Source organism: Bacillus gobiensis (assembly GCF_001278705.1).
In the GTDB taxonomy this organism is placed as follows: Bacteria; Bacillota; Bacilli; order Bacillales; family Bacillaceae; genus Bacillus; species Bacillus gobiensis.
Window position 1 is genome coordinate 789,429 of the sequence record NZ_CP012600.1, and the last position, 18,328, is coordinate 807,756.

15 protein-coding genes, 1 pseudogene, 1 riboswitch and 1 other annotated feature are annotated in these 18,328 nt (G+C 42.1%); of the genes and pseudogenes, 9 read left to right on the forward strand and 7 right to left on the reverse strand.

Annotated features, from left to right (window positions below; all coding sequences use genetic code 11):
- Window positions 1-15: 15 nt before the first annotated feature.
- The 3 genes and pseudogenes from AM592_RS03885 to AM592_RS03895 all read left to right on the forward strand — a co-directional run bounded on the left by AM592_RS03885 (window position 16) and on the right by AM592_RS03895 (window position 2,993).
- Window positions 16-1,052, forward strand: a pseudogene (locus AM592_RS03885) (dipeptide epimerase).
- Window positions 1,049-1,981 carry a C40 family peptidase gene (locus AM592_RS03890; RefSeq protein WP_053602566.1) on the forward strand — a complete coding sequence of 311 codons (933 nt, stop codon included), beginning with the start codon at window positions 1,049-1,051 and terminating at the stop codon, window positions 1,979-1,981. The pseudogene AM592_RS03885 and the gene AM592_RS03890 overlap by 4 nt, the downstream one beginning before the upstream one ends.
- Window positions 1,974-2,993: an ABC transporter ATP-binding protein gene (locus AM592_RS03895; RefSeq protein WP_053602567.1), complete on the forward strand. Its 1,020-nt coding sequence runs from the start codon at window positions 1,974-1,976 to the stop codon at window positions 2,991-2,993. The genes AM592_RS03890 and AM592_RS03895 overlap by 8 nt, the downstream gene beginning before the upstream one ends.
- A gap of 126 nt (window positions 2,994-3,119) precedes the next feature.
- Here AM592_RS03895 and AM592_RS03900 read toward each other — a convergent pair whose 3' ends face one another.
- From AM592_RS03900 to AM592_RS03910, 3 genes are all read right to left on the reverse strand, one after another.
- Entirely contained in the window at window positions 3,120-4,640 is a 1,521-nt protein-coding gene (locus tag AM592_RS03900) for an ABC transporter permease/substrate-binding protein (protein ID WP_053602568.1), read from the reverse strand.
- Window positions 4,637-5,602, reverse strand: coding sequence for an ABC transporter ATP-binding protein (locus AM592_RS03905; protein WP_053602569.1), 966 nt, complete (start codon window positions 5,600-5,602; stop codon window positions 4,637-4,639). The genes AM592_RS03900 and AM592_RS03905 overlap by 4 nt, the downstream gene beginning before the upstream one ends.
- 93 nt (window positions 5,603-5,695) lie before the next feature.
- Window positions 5,696-6,559, reverse strand: a complete 864-nt coding sequence (locus tag AM592_RS03910; RefSeq protein ID WP_053602570.1) for a dimethylarginine dimethylaminohydrolase family protein — start codon at window positions 6,557-6,559, stop codon at window positions 5,696-5,698.
- A gap of 173 nt (window positions 6,560-6,732) precedes the next feature.
- On the opposite strand from AM592_RS03910, the gene AM592_RS03915 reads away from it, so the two are divergent.
- The 5 genes from AM592_RS03915 (at window position 6,733) to AM592_RS03935 (ending at window position 11,375) form a co-directional block, all read left to right on the forward strand.
- Window positions 6,733-7,248, forward strand: a complete 516-nt coding sequence (locus tag AM592_RS03915; RefSeq protein WP_053602571.1) for an acyl-CoA thioesterase — start codon at window positions 6,733-6,735, stop codon at window positions 7,246-7,248.
- Between the two features lie 60 nt (window positions 7,249-7,308).
- Window positions 7,309-7,683, forward strand: a complete 375-nt coding sequence (locus AM592_RS03920; RefSeq protein WP_053602572.1) for a thiol-disulfide oxidoreductase DCC family protein — start codon at window positions 7,309-7,311, stop codon at window positions 7,681-7,683.
- Between the two features lie 99 nt (window positions 7,684-7,782).
- Window positions 7,783-8,685, forward strand: a complete 903-nt coding sequence (gene purU / locus AM592_RS03925; protein WP_053602573.1) for a formyltetrahydrofolate deformylase — start codon at window positions 7,783-7,785, stop codon at window positions 8,683-8,685.
- A gap of 45 nt (window positions 8,686-8,730) precedes the next feature.
- Window positions 8,731-8,948, forward strand: a binding site (T-box leader).
- 57 nt (window positions 8,949-9,005) lie between these two features.
- Window positions 9,006-10,124 (forward strand): glutamate 5-kinase, encoded by a 1,119-nt coding sequence (proB, locus tag AM592_RS03930; protein WP_053605972.1) that lies wholly within the window; start codon window positions 9,006-9,008, stop codon window positions 10,122-10,124.
- The gene (locus AM592_RS03935; RefSeq protein WP_053602574.1) at window positions 10,125-11,375 is read left to right on the forward strand and encodes a glutamate-5-semialdehyde dehydrogenase; all 1,251 of its coding nucleotides are present in this window, start codon (window positions 10,125-10,127) and stop codon (window positions 11,373-11,375) included. It begins immediately after the preceding gene.
- A 142-nt stretch (window positions 11,376-11,517) separates the two neighbouring features.
- Here AM592_RS03935 and aldA read toward each other — a convergent pair whose 3' ends face one another.
- On the reverse strand, window positions 11,518-12,963 hold the full coding sequence (gene aldA, locus AM592_RS03940) for an aldehyde dehydrogenase (RefSeq protein WP_053602575.1): 1,446 nt from the start codon (window positions 12,961-12,963) through the stop codon (window positions 11,518-11,520).
- A 136-nt stretch (window positions 12,964-13,099) separates the two neighbouring features.
- Between aldA and AM592_RS03945 the strand changes: the two genes are divergently transcribed.
- Window positions 13,100-13,513, forward strand: a complete 414-nt coding sequence (locus tag AM592_RS03945; RefSeq protein ID WP_053602576.1) for an organic hydroperoxide resistance protein OhrB — start codon at window positions 13,100-13,102, stop codon at window positions 13,511-13,513.
- A 48-nt stretch (window positions 13,514-13,561) separates the two neighbouring features.
- Here AM592_RS03945 and AM592_RS03950 read toward each other — a convergent pair whose 3' ends face one another.
- The 3 genes from AM592_RS03950 to AM592_RS03960 all read right to left on the reverse strand — a co-directional run bounded on the left by AM592_RS03950 (window position 13,562) and on the right by AM592_RS03960 (window position 18,108).
- Complete coding sequence (locus AM592_RS03950) at window positions 13,562-14,032, reverse strand: guanine deaminase (protein ID WP_053602577.1); 471 nt, start codon at window positions 14,030-14,032, stop codon at window positions 13,562-13,564.
- Window positions 14,033-14,492: 460 nt separating this feature from the next.
- Window positions 14,493-16,760: a 5-methyltetrahydropteroyltriglutamate--homocysteine S-methyltransferase gene (gene metE, locus AM592_RS03955; RefSeq protein ID WP_053602578.1), complete on the reverse strand. Its 2,268-nt coding sequence runs from the start codon at window positions 16,758-16,760 to the stop codon at window positions 14,493-14,495.
- A gap of 142 nt (window positions 16,761-16,902) precedes the next feature.
- A riboswitch (cobalamin riboswitch) is annotated at window positions 16,903-17,096 on the reverse strand.
- A 46-nt stretch (window positions 17,097-17,142) separates the two neighbouring features.
- Complete coding sequence (locus AM592_RS03960; protein WP_053602579.1) at window positions 17,143-18,108, reverse strand: S8 family peptidase; 966 nt, start codon at window positions 18,106-18,108, stop codon at window positions 17,143-17,145.
- Window positions 18,109-18,328: the final 220 nt, after the last annotated feature.

The following is an 18,328-nucleotide window of genomic DNA, read 5'->3' on the forward strand; positions in this document are numbered from 1 at the left end:
GTGGAGGATCGTTGAATGAAAATTACTGACGTCGAAACATTTCGTATCGCTGTTCCTTTAAAGAAACCATTTAAAACGGCACTCCGAACAGTCAGCATTGCTGAATCAGTAGTCGTAAAAATGACCATTGAAAATCAGATCATCTGCTGGGGAGAAGCTCCTCCTACCGTAGTTATTACAGGCGAAAGTGCAGAAAGTATAGATGCGGCGATTCACAATGTGTTAAAGCCGTTTCTTATCGGAAAAAACCTTTTAAACTTTGAAGCTATCCTCCAAGATATGAATCTATTGCTCATTCATAATTCAAGTGCAAAAGCTGCTGTTGACATGGCGGTATACGACGGAATTTCACAATATTGCGGCATGCCTCTGTATCAATTTTTGGGTGGATACAGAAACCAGCTGGAAACCGACTATACAGTCAGTGTAAACAGCCCGAAAGAGATGGCAGAGGATGCAGAGCGATATATTGCGGAAGGCTTTCAAGTCCTTAAAATAAAAGTTGGCAAAGACAGCATTTATAAGGATATCGAAAGAATAAAGGAAATCAGAAGGCGTATAGGGAAGGACATAAAAATCAGACTGGATGCGAATCAAGGCTGGAGCGTTAAGGAGGCCATTTTTGCCATTCGTAAAATGGAAGACATTGGATTTGGAATCGAGCTTATTGAGCAGCCTGTCCATAAAGATGACATAGAAGGGCTAAAGGCAGTGACTGATGCCGTTGAAACACTGATTATGGCTGATGAAAGTGTTTTTACAGAGAAGCAGGCGGAATCCACAGGGCAACGAAAATCAATGCACTTGCAGAGGCTTGCGGAGTAGAGTGCATGGTTGGAAGCATGATTGAAACGAAGATTGGCATTAGCGCTGCTGCTCATTTTGCGGCCAGCAAAAAAAATATTACAAGATATGATTTTGATGCCCCTCTCATGCTTAAAGAAGAGTGGGTTGTTGGCGGTATTGAATATACGGGAAGAATGATATCCTTTTTTGACCGGCCCGGACTCGGAATCAGTCAAGTTCATACAAGAAAGGAGCAAACGCAATGAAACAAAATACTACTATGTTTGTCAGCACTTCGATTGCAAATGTATGGACAGATCCTGAATCTCCGAGAGAAATCGATCATCTAGTGACTTCTAATCCGGTTGATATAAGAGAATGGCTGGATATGCTTAATTATGATCAGAGACTTGAGCTTTGCACAAAAAATTTGCTCCAGTCCCAAGCTTTGTTCGGACAGGAAGTAATCGTGACGGAAGAACGAGAGAAATGGTCTAAGGTTGTTGTTCCTGCACAGAAGTCCTCGAAGAATGCATGGGGATATCCGGGGTGGATTCCCAGCTGCCAGCTTTCGAATGAAGGCAAGGTCCGATCTGATCATACGGCAGTCATTAGTAAGCCGACGGCAAATCTATATCACAATCCGGATTCAATTGATTTTGAGATTAGTTTTTTAACAGAGCTGCCCATAACAAAAAAGGGCGGGGAATGGCTTCATGTACATACTCCAAGAGGAGAAAGATTGATAAAAACAGAAGGTTCAGCAATCATCGATCATAAAGAGCCTGTTTCGCCAGGATCAGGAACAGACATCGTTACAAGCGGTGAGGCATTTCTCGGTTTGCCTTACCTTTGGGGCGGTATGAGCGGATTCGGGTTCGACTGTTCAGGCTTTGTTTACAGTATGTGCAAAGTAAACGGCTATCGATTGTCAAGAGATGCAAGCGATCAGGTTCTGGATGGCAAAGAAGTTCCGTTACACGAACTGTTGCCGGGGGATCTTTTGTTTTTTGCCTATGAGAAGGGGAGAGGCCGTATTCATCATGTCGGTATCTATTATGGCGATGGCAAAATGCTTCATTCTCCTAAAACAGGTCGGACTGTGGAAATCATTACTTTAAGCGGCACGATATATGAACAAGAGCTTTGTGCAGCTCGCCGCTGTACGTATGATGCGGAGGGATTCGATGAGTAACGATCAAGTATTAGTGAAGGTAGAGGGGCTTAAAAAGCATTTTGATTTGTCCAAAGGACTTACACTAAAAGCTGTTGACGGCATTTCTTTTCAAATCTATAAAGGGGAAACCTTTGGGCTTGTCGGCGAATCAGGGTGCGGAAAATCAACAACAGGAAGGATGCTAATGCGACTTTATGAACCGACAGAAGGTACCATTACATACGATGGCCAGAATCTTCACAGCGTTCATGAAGGGGACCAGTTTTTATTCAAACGTAAAATACAAATGATTTTTCAAGATCCTTACGCTTCGTTAAATCCTAGATTAACCGTCCGAGAAATACTGACAGAGCCAATGGAGATCCACGGATTGCACCAAGGGAAGAAAAACCGGATGAAAAAAGTGGACGAGCTGTTGGAATCCGTCGGGTTAAACCGTGATTTTGCGAACCGATATCCCCATGAATTCAGTGGAGGGCAGAGGCAGAGAATCGGAATTGCCCGGTCACTTGTTTTGGAGCCGGAATTTATCGTTGCAGATGAACCAATTTCGGCGCTTGACGTCTCCGTACAAGCGCAAGTCGTCAACCTTTTGAAAAACCTTCAGAAAAAAAACGGATTAACATATTTATTTATTGCCCATGATTTGTCAATGGTAAAGCACATAAGCGATCGAATCGGGGTTATGTATCTTGGGCATATGGCTGAAATTTCGGCTAGTGAAGAACTGTATCAAAATCCGCTCCATCCATACACACAAGCGCTCTTGTCTGCGATTCCGATACCTGATCCAGATATTGAAGACAAACGGGAGAGGATCATCTTAAAAGGAGAGCTTCCGAGCCCGATTCATCCTCCTTCAGGCTGCGTCTTCCGAACACGTTGTCCCGCCGCCATGGATGTATGTGCAATGAAGAAACCGGAGATGCAGGAAGTTGCTTCAGATCATTATGTGGCCTGTCATTTGTACAGCAAAGAATCGAGTGGAGACCGTAACGAAACGATGAAGGTGACGATTGGCAGCAGATGATTGAAGATCGCTTGAATATTGAGGGGATCGCCGGAAAGCCACGTCAAATCGCCGGAATTTTCATAAAGTCCTTCGAAAATAGCTACTTCTAGAAAAAAGCTGACAGAAAACAAATTTCTGTCAGCTTTACTTGTTAAGCAGACCCTGTTGCTCAAGGTATTCCCTAGCAACTTCTTCGGCAGACCGATTTTCTGAATTGACGGCATAATTCATTTTTCTCATTTCGTCATCGGTAATTTTCCCCGACAGCTGATTTAAAATGTCCTTCAGCTCGGGAAATTCTTCCAGCGTTTCATTTCTTAATAAAGGTGCTCCTTGGTAAGGAGGGAATAATCCTTTGTCATCCTCAAGAACTTTCAGCCTGTATTCTTCGATTTCACTGTCTGTTGAATACACATCTATAAGATTGAGCTGACCGGACTTAATGGCAGAGTATCTCACGCTGGCTTCCATTTTGCTGACATTGGGAAGGTTCAGCCCATATAGCTTCTGCATCCCCTTATACCCATCTTCACGATCAGCAAATTCGGCAGTGAATCCTGCTTTCAGCTGTCTTTCTGCCTGAGTAAGATCTGATATTGTATTCATGCCAAATTGTTCGGCTGCTTCCTTTGTAACAGCAACAGCATACGTGTTGTTATAGCTCATAGGCTCAAGATAGGTAAAATTAAATCGATCTCTCACCCCATTTTTTGCCTGTTCAAATACTTCCTTTGCATCTGTACTTACAGGATCTTCATTTAAGAGAGAGACGACAGTGGTTCCTGTAAATTCGGGATATAAGTCAATGTCCCCGGACCTTAGTGCATTGAATAAAAAAGAGGTCTTGCCAAGGCCGGGCTGCAATTCGACCTTTAAATCGGTATCCTCTTCGATAAGAAGCTTATACATATTGATCAAAATTTCCGGCTCTGATCCGAGCTTTCCTGCAATCACTAAGTCTTTCTTTCCCCAGCCAAAAGCCAAAGGAGCTGATATGATCAGGATAACAGCTGCTAGAGAGAGGCCAGCAATCCTTATAGTTGTTTTCGAAGAAGCTCGTTCGATTAAACGCAGGAGAAGATCAAATAGAATGGCTAGAACAGCTGCCGGAACAGCACCAATTAAGATTAACCCATTATCGTTTCGATCAATTCCAAGCAAGATGATATCCCCGAGTCCTCCAGCTCCGATTAATGCTGCTAAGGTGGCGGTGCCGATGATTAGTACCATGGCTGTACGAACTCCAGCCATAATCACAGGAAATGCAAGCGGGATTTCAACCTTGGAAAGGCGTTTTCTGCTGTTCATTCCCATTCCCTTCGCAGCTTCAATGAGAGACGGATCTACTTCTTTAATTCCCGTGTATGTATTCCGTAAAATCGGGAGAAGCGCATAAATCGTTAACGCGATGACAGCCGGAATTTTGCCTATCCCGGCTAACGGAATCAACAAACCAAGCAGTGCGAGGGAAGGAATCGTTTGCAGTACGGCGGTAACACCGATTATTGGTTCAGCGAGTTTGTCTTTCCGTGTAAGAAAAATTCCAAGCGGTATAGAAATAAGAATGGCCAGCAGCAAGGAAACAAATGAGATTTGAATATGTTCAATGAGTGCACTGGCAAGCTGCTCCTTCCTTCCGTAAAACGCATCTATAAAACTATTCATCCTCTCTCCCTTTCTCTAACCGTTCGATTCGCTATATACTGAAACACCGATTTCCTCGTAATAGTCCCGATCACTTCACCATTTTTCATAACCGCTGCCCTTGGTTCAGCGGCCAAAAGCGGGATAACTTCTTCAAGAGAGGCATTCGAATAGACAGTAGGCAACGGATCGGCCACTTCATCTCCAGTATGATCAAGCAAGCTTTCTGCCGTAAGTTGATCAAGAAATTGATGTTTGGATGCACGAAGCCCGACAAAATTTCTGACAAAATCGTTTACTGGATGATTGATGATTTCCTCAGGGGTGCCGGATTGAACAAGTTCCCCCTCGTTCATAATTGCTAAACGATCACCAAGCTCAAGCGCCTCCTGGATATCGTGAGTTACAAAAAGAATCGTTTTTTTAATTTTTCTTTGCAAATCTGCAATGTCCTTCTGAAGCTTTTCTCTGTTTATAGGATCTAGTGCGCTGAAAGGCTCATCCATTAAAAGGATTTCAGGATCAGCCGCCAATGCACGAACGACACCGACCCTCTGCTGCTGTCCGCCTGAAAGTTCACTTGGTTTTCTGTGCCGGTATTTGTCTGGATCAAGCCCGACCATATGCATGAGCTCTTCCACTCGGTCTGAAATTTTCCGTTTGCTCCATTTTTTCAGTTCTGGAACAATCGAAATATTTTCCTCGATCGTCAAGTGGGGAAAAAGGGCGATTTGCTGAAGGACATAGCCGATATTCCAGCGCAATTCATGGATATCATAATCGCTGATTTTTTTACCATTTATCGAAATAGTGCCTTCCGATAAATCAACTAAGCGGTTAATCATCTTTAACGATGTCGTTTTTCCGCATCCGCTCGGACCGATCAAAACAAAAAATTCACCAGCATCAATCTGTAGATTTAATTCGTTAACGGCTTTCGTTCCGCCTCCGTATAGCTTTGAAACATTTTCAAAACGAATCATCATAGTTCTCCTTTGGCCTAAAATAATGTTCCTTTTTTTAGGATGAACAAGCATTACGCCACGTTCAAAAAATAGAGCCTTTTTAGACTCTTTTTACGCTTGTTTCCGAACAATTGGCAGAGTGCAGCAGCGAAATGAGCCGCCCGACTTGATGATTTCAGATATATCGACTTCGATGATCTTATACCCCCGGCTGATGAGCTCTTGATTTGTTTTTTTGTTAATAGACAGGCTGATTAGCTGTTTATTTCCAAGCGACAACACATTTGTAGCAAGCGTAAACTGTTCATCTTCTGTCACGGGCAGTAAATCAAATCGTTCTGCAAGCATGTCATACTCTTTTTTATTGAATGCATCCGGATAAATAATCGCTTCTGTAGGGGAAATAATATTGAAAACACAATCTAAATGCAAAAATTCATCATGAATTGGCAAAGGAATTACCTGGTAGGAGGGGAGCATCTTCTGCAGCTGATTGACTGCTGCCATTTCAGTTCGATTGCTGATCCCGACGTAAACCGTATCCTCATGTACGATTACATCACCGCCTTCAATTTTCGCTTCGGTGATTTGGCGATATTGCATCCCTTGCGTCTTCAGCCACTCGATAAGCGCCTCTTGTTCTCCTTCGCGAATATCTGTTGCCATTTCAGCTATAAATATGTCAGACCCTATCGTAAAACCGATATCTCTCGTAAATACCTGCTCAGGAAAACGTTCTAAAGCAGGGAGAACAATGACGTTAATTCCTTTCTTCTTAAGTACAGCCAAGAGTTCTCGATGCTGCTTGATGGCGATTTCTGCTTGAATATTTTCATTTTCATAGTACTTTTGTGTTTCATTGATAATTCGTTTAATCGACATATGCTCAGGTGAACATAAAACGACCTTTTGCAGCATGTCGTATTCGTTATAGCAAAATGGTTGATTATCACTTAGCGGGATCGTAGAAGCCATAGAAACCTCCTAAAATGCGTATTCAATCGTATTTTCCTTATTTAAGCTTAAATTAAACGTCCTGTATAGTAAAGTGTGCAAAAATATGACAAAATGGATAAAGTTTAAATTTTAGACAAAATTGCATCGTTCGTGTTAAATAAAATTAAATGCCTGAATAGGAGATGGTACATATGAACAACCTAAAACCGAAGTATTGCTCTGATTCCAGAGTCGTAAAAACGAGCAGGGTTTTTCCATTAGATACAAATAACCACAATACATTATTCGGCGGAAAGCTAATGAGTTATATCGACGACAATGCCTCGATTTCTGCAGCCAGGCATTCTCGCTGCGAAACGGTTACCGCCTCTACAGATTCTGTTGATTTCCTGCAGCCGATTCGCCAGGAAGATTGTGTTTGTCTTGAATCATATGTGACCTGGGTCGGCAATTCCTCTATGGAAGTATTTGTGAAAGTAATCAAAGAGCATCTGATTACGGGGGAACGTACGCTTGCTGCCACATCCTTTCTTACGTTTGTTGCATTGGATGAAAAAGGAAAACCCAAAAAAGTACCCCAGGTGATTCCGGAATCACCTGAAGAAATTATGCTTTTCAATACCGCTGTCCAAAGGGGAAAAGAGAGAAAGAATCGGCTTCAACACAGCAAAGCACTGGCAAAAGCAATTGGAGAAGAAATGCGCTGAACCATACGTTTAACTTGCTTTTATTTAGTGAATAGGAGTATAAAGGAGGCATATCGTCTGATGAAAAAACATCTTGTCTTTTATGATGCGGAGTGCCCGCTATGCAGAAGTGTGAGAGCTGTCATTCTCAAATTGGATTGGGCAAAGCGATTGGAATGGTTTCCAGTACAGAAAATTGATCAGTCCGTCTTTTATCAAACGTTAAAGGATCGGAATATTTATGATGAAATCCATATGGTAACTTCAAAAGGGGAGCTAATCAAAGGCTTTGATACCGTAAGAAAAATATTATCACTTCTTCCGCTTACTCTCCCGATAGGCATCCTTCTTTTTTTTCCGTTTGTTTCGAAAATCGGAGATCCTGTTTACAAGTTTATTTCTGAAAATCGGTATCAATGGTTCGGCAGAGTGGAATACAATCATTCATCCTCTTGAATGATTGTATTTTTCTTTGCTTAAGAAAATCAGATTTATTTTTCATGAAAATTTCAGTATAATGGCTTTAAATTCTTACAATAATGAGGGTAACTGCAAATGAAATCGTATATGAACAAGAAATTAGATCATTACAAAACATCGAATGAAGGAAATGTCAGGCTGTTGGTTAGCTGTCCTGACCAGCCGGGTATTGTCGCAGCCGTATCTGCCTTTCTTTTTAAAAACGGAGCGAATATTATTGAATCACATCAATACACGACCGATCCTGAAAACGGCCGTTTTTTTCTTAGAATTTTATTTGAGAAAAATAATATAAAAGAAGAAATCTTGGAGCTTCAACAAAAATTCACGCCGATTGCTGAGCAATTCCAAATGCACTGGTCAATTACTTTGGCAAACGAGCTGAAAAAAATGGCTATCTTTGTTTCGAAGGAGCTTCACTGCCTCCATGAGCTGATTTGGGAGTGGCAAAGCGGGAATTTAATGGCGGATATTGCGCTTGTGATCAGCAACCATGAGGAAGCCAGGGAAATCGTTGAATCATTACATATTCCTTTCCATTATATGAAAGCAAATAAAGAAATTCGCAAGGAAGTTGAAACAAAACAGCTGGAATTGTTAGAGAGATATCAGATTGAACTTATCGTTCTGGCAAGATATATGCAAATCCTGACGCCGTCTTTTGTTTCCCATTTTCCGAACCAAATTATTAATATTCACCATTCGTTCCTGCCTGCATTTATTGGAGCAAATCCATATAAAAAAGCGTATGATAGAGGGGTAAAACTAATTGGAGCTACTTCTCATTACGTTACAAACGACTTGGATGAAGGGCCGATTATTGAACAGGATATTGAAAGGGTCGACCATCGCGATGATGCTGCAGCACTAAAGAATATCGGCCGTACGATCGAGAGGAGTGTCCTGGCAAGAGCTGTGAAGTGGCACATTGAAGACAGAATCCTTGTTCATGAAAATAAAACAATCGTTTTCAACTAAAAACTCTTGACAACCCTTGATTTCCTATTCATAATAATAAAAAATTAGTGAGCGTTGAAGAGGACCAGTATGCAGATACCTTTTGCAAAAAGAGAGCGAAATGCCCAGGCTGCAACATTTCGCGGCAAAAAGCCTGCAGAACCTCCCTCTGAGTCCCGGCACAAAAATCCGGGCGCATAACCTGCGTTATGTGGTGGAAGTGGAGTGTGCCTGTTTCGCATGCTCAATTAAGGTGGTACCACGGAACTCTTTTCGTCCTTTCTATCGGGATGAAAAGAGTTTTTTTTATTTCTGTGATAAAGATAATGGAGGAAAAACCAGTGAAAAGACAGAGAATTGTGATTAAGGTTGGCAGCAGCTCATTAACAGACAGCAAGGGATATATTGACGAAGAAAAAATTAAAGACCACGTCAAAGCGATTTCCTATTTGAAAAAAATGGGGCATGAGGTGATCTTTATTTCTTCAGGAGCAGTGGCGTCAGGCTTTGTCCAATTAGGTTATCCTTCCATGCCAGTCACTCTCAAAGGCAGACAAGCTGCGGCTGCGGTGGGGCAAAGCCTTCTCATGCAGCAATACATTAAACATTTTTGCTTGAAAGACACCGTACCCGCTCAAATTTTATTGACACGAAATGATTTTGTGAAAAGAGACCGTTACCGAAATGCTTATTTTACGATAAATGAACTGTTGGAACGCGGGATCGTACCAATTATTAATGAAAATGATTCGGTTTCCGTTCAAGAATTGACGTTTGGAGACAACGATATGCTTTCTGCCTTGGTCAGCGGTCTGATTCACGCGGAGCAGCTGATTATTTTAACAGACATCAACGGTATCTATGATGGAAATCCCAAATCGAATCCAAATGCAAAACGTTTCGATTTTCTCGGTGAAATTACAGATGAGCTTGCAGCGACCATTTCTTCATCCGGTTCAAAGGTAGGGACGGGCGGAATGAAATCGAAAATTTTGGCTGCGAAAACGGCTCTGTCATTAGGGGTAAAAGTATTTATCGGTGATGGAGAAGGGGAAGAAAAATTATCCGATATATTACTCGGAAAAGGGGATGGGACGTATATTGGTGAGCCTGACCTGACTTCGATTAACAACCTTAAGCAGTGGATTGCTTTTCATTCCCCGATCTCAGGGAGAATCATGATTGATCATGGAGCGGAATCCGCTTTACGAAGCCAAGGAAAAAGCCTGCTTCCGGCAGGTGTAGTGGAAGTCATCGGCCATTTTCCGAGAGGGGCGGTTGTAGAAGTTTCCGGAGCCGGCGGCATTATCGGAAAAGGGCAGACCGTTTATTCATCGGAAGAATTATTGAAAATGCGCGGAAAGAAAACCTTTGAGATAGAAGAAATAGGAACGGCAGGAAAGCCGGAAGTTATTCACAGAAATTACTGGGTCAACCTAATTGACGGGGAGGTTAAGTAGATGAATGAGGTCATAAGAAAAGCGAAAAAAGCGAAACAAATAAAGCTTGAATTAGTACAAAAAACAAGTGTTGAGAAAGATCAAGCGTTATTATCTATCGCAAAAAAACTGTTAGACAATTTAGATAGATTGCTTGAAGAGAATGAAAAGGACGTTTTGTCGGCAAAAGAAAAAGGAATTTCCGACTCAGTCATCGATCGTCTGCGATTGGATGAAAAACGAATCCGGGATATGTCGGATGCCGTAAAGCTTTTAACAGAGCTTAAAGATCCTGTTGGAGAGACGATTGAAACGATTGAAAAGGAAAATGGCCTTCTCATTACCAAAACCCGTGTTCCATTAGGAGTAGTCGGGATGATTTATGAAGCACGCCCGAACGTAACTGTCGATGCGGCAACCTTATGCGTGAAAACAGGGAACGCCGTCATTTTGAGAGGAAGTTCATCTGCATCTCACAGTAACCGGGCACTTGTCGGTTCAATTCAAGAGGCCCTGGTAGAAGCCGGCTTTCCCGCTGAGGCGGTTCAGCTGATCGAAGATACGAGCAAGGAAACAGCCAAATCGTTGTTCACCTTAAATGAGTATCTCGATGTATTAATTCCACGCGGCGGCAAAGGGCTCATTCAAACAGTGATCAGAGAGTCAACAGTTCCAGTACTGGAAACCGGAGCAGGAAACTGCCATATCTATGTAGATGCTTCAGCAAATAAACAAATGGCCATCAATATTGTCCGTAATGCCAAAGTTCAGAGGCCGTCAGTTTGCAATTCGGTTGAGACGGTGCTGCTGCACAGCGATTGGGCACTGTCTCACAGTATTGATCTATTCGAAACATTAGAGCGTGAAGGAGTGGAGATTAGAGGTGACAAACGGGTTTGTGAGCTGTTTCCTTCAGCCAAACAAGCAGATGAGACAGGATGGGAGACCGAATTTTTGGCTCCGATTATTCGAGTGAAGATTGTCGGGGAGCTGAACGAGGCAATTTCCCATATTGAAGCCTTTGGAACAAAGCATTCTGAAGCAATTATTACAGAAGACACTGCACATGCTGAGCATTTTCAAAAATCGGTTGATGCTGCTGCAGTTTATCATAACGCGTCTACACGCTTTACAGACGGCTTTGAGTTTGGCTACGGAGCAGAAATCGGGATCAGCACGCAGAAGCTTCACGCGAGAGGGCCGATGGGCTTACAGGCGCTCACCTCTTCGAAATTTATCATTCAAGGGACAGGCCAAGTAAGAGAGACATAAATCAAAAGCGGATAGGCATATATGTCTATCCGCTTTTGTATGAGTCGATTTCTACCTTGATCGAATTTTATTCACCTATCTTTTGAATATATCCCCCTATTATGGAATTATATCTGACCAACCTTTGAATAAATCTACTCATTCATTGTTGGTTGTCATTATACTCCATATAAACAACATGAGTGGCGAGGAAGTCCTCCACTCCGTGTTTCCCATCTGCTCCTCCGAGACCTGATTTTCTCATGCCGGCGTGATACCCCTGTATGGCTTCGAAGTTTTCTCGGTTAACGAAGGTTTCTCCATATTTGAGCTCGTTTGCTGCACGCATGACTTCGTGTACGTTCTCGGTATAAATAGAGGATGACAGGCCGTATTCTGAGTCATTTGCCAAATCAATGGCTTCATCTAACGTTTGAAATGTAGCAATAGGAAGAACCGGACCGAATATTTCTTGTTTCATGATGTCCATATCATGGGTGGCGTTTGTTATTAGCGTCGGTTCATAAAAGAATCCTGATTCGTCAAGCCTATTTCCACCCGTCTGCAGAAGAGCGCCGCTGTTTACAGCTTCATTTACCATTCCGTCGACCTCTTTCAGTCGTTCCTCACTTATAAGCGGGCCCATTTCTGCCTCTTTCTTTTGCAGAGGGTTGCCGAGCGAAGTCTCTTTCATGGCTGTCGTTAATTTTTCGATAAACTCATCTTTGACATCTTCGTGGACGTATACTCTCTCAGCGTTTGTGCAGGCTTGACCTGCGTTTGTGATGCGGGATTCTTTGATTTTTTCAACCGCAAGATCAAGATTGGCGTGCTTTGTCACGATGGCCGGTGCTTTTCCTCCAAGCTCTAAATTCACTTTCGTAATATTTTGTGCAGCAGCTTCCATCACTTTTACTCCTGCTTCAACACTGCCTGTCATCGTAATCATAGCAATACAAGGATGAGAAGCAAGTGCTTTGCCTATCGTAGAGCCTTTACCTGTCACATAATTGTATACGCCTTTAGGAAGTCCTGCTTCGTGAACGAGCTTTGTAAAGAGAGCAGCTGTATTAGGCGTCTGCTGGCTCGGTTTTAAAACAATGGTGCAGCCGGTTACGAGTGCTGTTGCGACTTTTCGCGCGAGAATAAAAACCGGAAAATTCCAAGGTACGATTCCTCCAATAACTCCAATTGGCTTGCGATAAATCAAAATATTTTCGTTCGGGCGGTCGCTAGGAACAATTTCTCCTTCGATTCTTCGTGCCCATTCTGACATGTAGGCAAAATAATCAATTGCTGTATCAACCTCGGCCTCGGCCAAGCGATAACTTTTCCCTTGTTCTTCTACCAGGGCTAGGATAAAAAGTTCACGATTCTCGGCGATTTTTTCACCAAGCTGCTTCACCCATTTGCCTCTTTCAATAGAGGTCGTTTTCTCCCATTTCTTTTGTGCTTCAACTGCCGCTTGAACGGCTTTATCTACGTCTTCTTTTGTGCCGCTGTATATACGGGATATCGTTTCCTCAGTGGAAGGGTTGATCACATCTATTGTTTCTGTAGAATCGGAATCGGTATATTCTCCATTCATATAAAGCTTGTGGAATTTCATGGATTAGAACCTCCAATTTTTTAAAGTTTTATTTTTTCTATTCCACATCCCAAATCTATTAAACGTTCAGAGGTTTAACGAGAGAGCTTTTGTGAAATAAGAAGAGTAGAACAAACGAACATTAGGAGGAATAAAAATGGCAAAAATATTTACTGCAAAGGCTACGGCGGTCGGAGGAAGAGCAGGTCATATTCAATCTGATGATAAGGTACTAGACCTGGACATCGTGATGCCTAATGAAAAAAAGAACGGAGAAACAGGCACCAACCCTGAGCAATTATTTGCTGCCGGCTATGCCGCATGCTTTGGCGGAGCACTACAGCATGTTGCGAAAGAGAAAGACGTGGATATAAAAGCTGAAGTTGAAGGGCAAGTCAGTCTTTTGAAAGATGATAGCGATGGCGGATTTAAAATTGGCGTTACTTTAATCGTTAAAAATCCTGGGATCGATGAAGGAAAGTTAAAAGAGCTCGTTCATGATGCCCACGATTTCTGTCCGTATTCCAAAGCAACGAGAGGGAATATCGATGTGGAGCTTGAAATACAATAATGATAAGTTAAAATGAGCCGCTGCTACATAGCAGTGGCTCGTTTTTGATTAGTATTCTTTTTTATTTTCGTATTGAGCCCAAGACTCAAACGGCGCCATTTTGTTTTCTAAATTCAGCTCATGAAAGACAATTTTTCGGCTTTCATGCGGCTTAGCGATTTCATCATAAATAAACGAGTCATCAAAACCGGCGTGGGCAGCATCCTCATGCTTGGCGGCAAAATAAACCTTTTTCGGACGAGCCCAGTATATTGCTCCAAGACACATAGGACAAGGCTCACTGCTAGTATAGAGTATACAATCGTCCAATTGGTATTCACCGAGGGCTTTACACGCTTCACGAATAGCAGTTACCTCAGCGTGGGCTGTCGGATCGTTGCTGCTTGTGACATTGTTCTGCCCTTCAGCAATAATTTTTCCATTTTTAACAATGACAGCACCGAAGGGTCCGCCCTTTCCGGAATTTACGCCTGATACCGCCAGCTCAATTGCCCGTTGTAAAAATAATTCGTGTGTCATTAGCTTTCCCCCTCGCAATTCTAACCTCTTTAAGTATATCTGAAATTTGTGACAAAATGAATTGTTTTGTAGCATTATCCAACCGTTTACTCATTATTGTTTAAAGTGCTGCAATATAGCAGTTTTGCCGTATTCTGTTGTGACTTCAGCATAAGAACCGTTAATGAGTGTGATTTTCGGTGGTACGTGACCACAAAAGAGTCTTGTTTCGTTTATTAATTATCCGGAAGAAGCCAGAACCATAAAAATTTTAAATAAGACTTATAAAGATCTATATAGTAAATATCAATTAACCAAGAAAAAATGGAAAGAAGAGCTTTCTAAAAGTACTATAGCTTCGAAGCGTACAGTTACAACTTTCATAAAATACTAATTTCATAAAAAAACTGCACCTGCAATTGTTAGTAGTCCAACAATTGAGGTGCAGTAAAAACCTGCAAAGTTTTCATTTTTCTATATTTTATACTTGAACAGATGCTGTTTTCCTTGCTTGTTTTGCTGCGTCAACCATGTTTTTCAACGAAGCAACCGTTTCTTTTTGCTGCCTTGTTTTTAAGCCGCAATCAGGATTGATCCAAAAACGGTCGGTAGGACATACGGTTAAGGCATCATCGATAATATCAATCATTTCCTGTACAGACGGCACCCTCGGACTGTGTATATCATATACGCCAAGTCCAAGTCCTTTTTCATACGGCTCATTTTTCAGATAATTAACTAGCTCGCCGTGGCTTCTGCTATGCTCAATCGTTATGACGTCTGCATCCAAGTCATTAATCGTATCAACGATGTCTTCGAAGTGGCTGTAGCACATATGCGTATGGATTTGTGTTGTCGGTTCCACACTTGAGGTAGACAATCTAAATGCTTCAGCTGCCCAAGTTAAATACTCATTCCAATCTGATTCTTTTAAAGGCAAGCCTTCACGCAAGGCCGGCTCATCCACTTGAATAATTGTAATACCGGCTTTCTCGAGAGCTTCGACTTCCTTTTTCAATGCCCGTGCGATTTGGAAAGCAATTTCTTTTTTCGGCAAATCGTATCTCGGGAAAGACCAGTTAAGAATGGTTACAGGTCCCGTCAACATTCCTTTTACTTTTTTAGAAGTCAGGGATTGGGCATATACTGTTTCTTTTACAGTCATTTCTTCTGTGAAGGCAACGTCTCCATAGATAATCGGCGGACGCACACATCTTGAACCATATGATTGAACCCATGCATACTTGGTGAAAGCAAATCCTGAAAGCTTTTCTCCGAAGAATTCAACCATGTCTGTCCGTTCAAATTCTCCGTGAACGAGAACATCCAGCCCAATTTCCTCTTGGATGTCAATCCATCTTTTTATTTCTGCTTTTATAAAGCTCTCATACTCTTGATCGCTCCATTCTTTTTTCCGCCATTTCAATCTTGCTTTACGGACCTCAGTCGTCTGCGGAAAGCTGCCGATTGTCGTCGTTGGCAAGAGTGGAAGCTTCAGAGAGTTTTGCTGAAGGGTTAATCGCTCTTCGAACGGAAGCTCTCTATGGAAAAGTTCTTTCTGAGTTCCTTCTTCGCGATTTCCTGTTTCTGCGTATTGCCTTAAGATGTTTAAATCGTTCTGAGACTGTTTGATTTCCTCTTGGATCGAAGTTTTTCCTGAAATCAGTCCCTTTTTCAATAGGTTAAGCTCACTAAGCTTGTCTGTTGCAAAGGAGAGCCCGTTTAGCAGTTCCTCATCAAGATGCTCATCCGGATGCTTTTCCACCGGCAAGTGCAATAGGCTGGAGGAAGGCTGGATCCAAAACTCTGCAATGTCCAATTCTCCTGCTAATGATTGGATGAAATCAAGCCGTTCTTCGAGGTCTGCTTTCCAGATGCTGCGCCCGTCCAATATACCTGCTGCAAGCACTTTATCAACAGGGAATCCATGCGTTTTTAAAGAATCAAAATTCTTTCCTTTGTCGTGGACAAAATCAAGACCGATTCCATCAACAGGATACGTGATCAATTCTTTGTATTCATCAACTGAGTCGAAATAAGTTTGCAATAAAATTTTAACGCTTGTAAGCTCTGACTTAATTTGCTCATACAAGGATTTTACAGCTTGTACATCCGCATTGTCTGCTGCAACCAACGCCGGCTCATCAATTTGCACCCAAGTGACTCCTTCAGCTTCAAGTTCTTTTAAAAGCTGGATATAAAGAGGGAGTAGCTTGTTGTAAATTTGACCCTTTTCTTCATCGTTGTAGCCTTTTGCAAGCGTAACAAAGGAATAGATTCCAAGAACAACCGGCTTTGAATCGATTCCAAATTCCTCTTTGACTTTCCGATAGGCAGCAAGCGGCTTGTTTTCTGTAAGCTTATATTCAGTTTCCTCATCATATTCTGGAACGATATAATGATAATTGGTGTTAAACCATTTCGTCATTTCACAGGAAACGGCATCATCTGTGCCTCTGGCCATTGCAAAATAGAGGCTTAGCGGATCCGTAATATGACGGAACCGTTTTGGAATCCAATTGAACATTACTGCAGTATCCAGCACATGGTCATAAAAGGTAAAGTCTGAAACTGGGATCAAATCTAGTTCTTTTTGCTTGCCGATGTTGATTTTTAATCGAGTATCCATCTCCTGCAAAAAGTCGTTGACATCCTTATCCTTTCTCCAAAAAGCTTCTAAAGATTTTTTCCATTCCCTGTTTGCGCCAATGCGCGGGAATCCAAGATTGCTTGTTTTAATTGTCGTCACTTGCTTTCCTCCTAAATAAAAACACCCACAAATCGAGTTGGTCGATAAGTGGGTGTTTATAATATATAAACGTGTGCGGAAAATAAACGTATAAACCTAGCAAAGTTACGTCATTCGAACACCCTCCCATCGACCGTGAGTTTTTGGTGTGTCAGAATAGGCAGGTCTCCTGGCTTGTGAATCATCAATTTTTCCTAATCCTTCCCGTTTCATAAACAGTGGCACTTCTTTTGGAAAAATTTCTTCACTTACAGTGGCGGGACCGCGTTGGAATTTCACCAAACTTCCCTTTTAAAATCTAACAATTGTTAGATTACCTAGTTCTCCGGTATGAAATTTGACTTGATTATATCCTGCTAGGAGCATTTAGTCAAAAGAAATTTTAATAAGCCGATAGTATTTTTTCGTTACTCGCTTTTTCTGCAAGCACTTCAGGCGCTGTTAAGTAAAGGATTCCGTTTCCTACCAGCGTCTTCGGATATTCGTCTAAAGGTAAAGTGCGGCGAATTAATTGTCCATAAACCTCCGGCTCAGACAGATCACGGTCGAACAAGGATTCCTCCATTTGTTTAATGATTGCAAGAGAGCCGCTGGCGTGAGGTGCAGCCATTGAGGTTCCTGTAAGTTCACCGTATTTTTCACCAGGTAATGTAGAAATAATTTTTTCACCTGGAGCAACTAAATCGATTTCTTTATTTACATTGGAAAATTCCGAAGAATCTCGTGTCAATGTCACAGACCCTACAGCAATGACTTCATTGTAGGCTGCAGGATAAGAAAATTCTTCAGTAGCCGTATCTCCATCTCCCTCATTTCCCGCGGCGCAGACAACAAGGACCCCGTTTTGGACAGCGCGGGTAATGGCTTCGTGCAGCTCGGGCACATCCTCAGGACCGCCAAGTGACATGCTGATAATATCAACTTTCTGGTCGACTGCGTAATTTATGCCGTTTATGATCCATTCATATGCTCCGCTCCCGTTCTCGCCAGATAATACTTTAACGATAAGAAGACCGGCTTCAGGAGCAACTCCGGAGATTCCGCCATTTTTGTCATTTGCGGCAATCGTACCTGCAACGTGGGTTCCGTGCCCATTATAATCGTTCACCAATTCGGGGGCGCCTTCATCATCATCAGTGAAATTTTTCGTTCCGATGATCTGATCCTTTAAATCGGGATGGGTAATATCACAGCCTGTATCGAGCACAGCGACTTTAATATCTTTTCCCTTAAAGCCTTTAGCCCAAATTTCCGGAGCTTTAATGAGACGGATACCTTCTGGAGTTTCATTTGCTTCCGGAAGTGCTTTGTTCATCACATAGGGCACTAAACGCATGACTTTTTGCATTGTGAAGCCTCCTTTTGGTAATTGGGAATTTGATTATGACCCTAATCGTTTGGCAGAGCTTCGTTGAATAAACCTGAGGGAGAGAGTGGGATAGTGATAATTATAAAGTAGGAGAACCAGTAAAAAAAGGTCATATCTTCCTAATTGTCTGAATTTTGAGTTGGATTATTATAAAGGATTCTTGCTGATAGATTGCTCAAAATTTACGCTAGATTCTTTT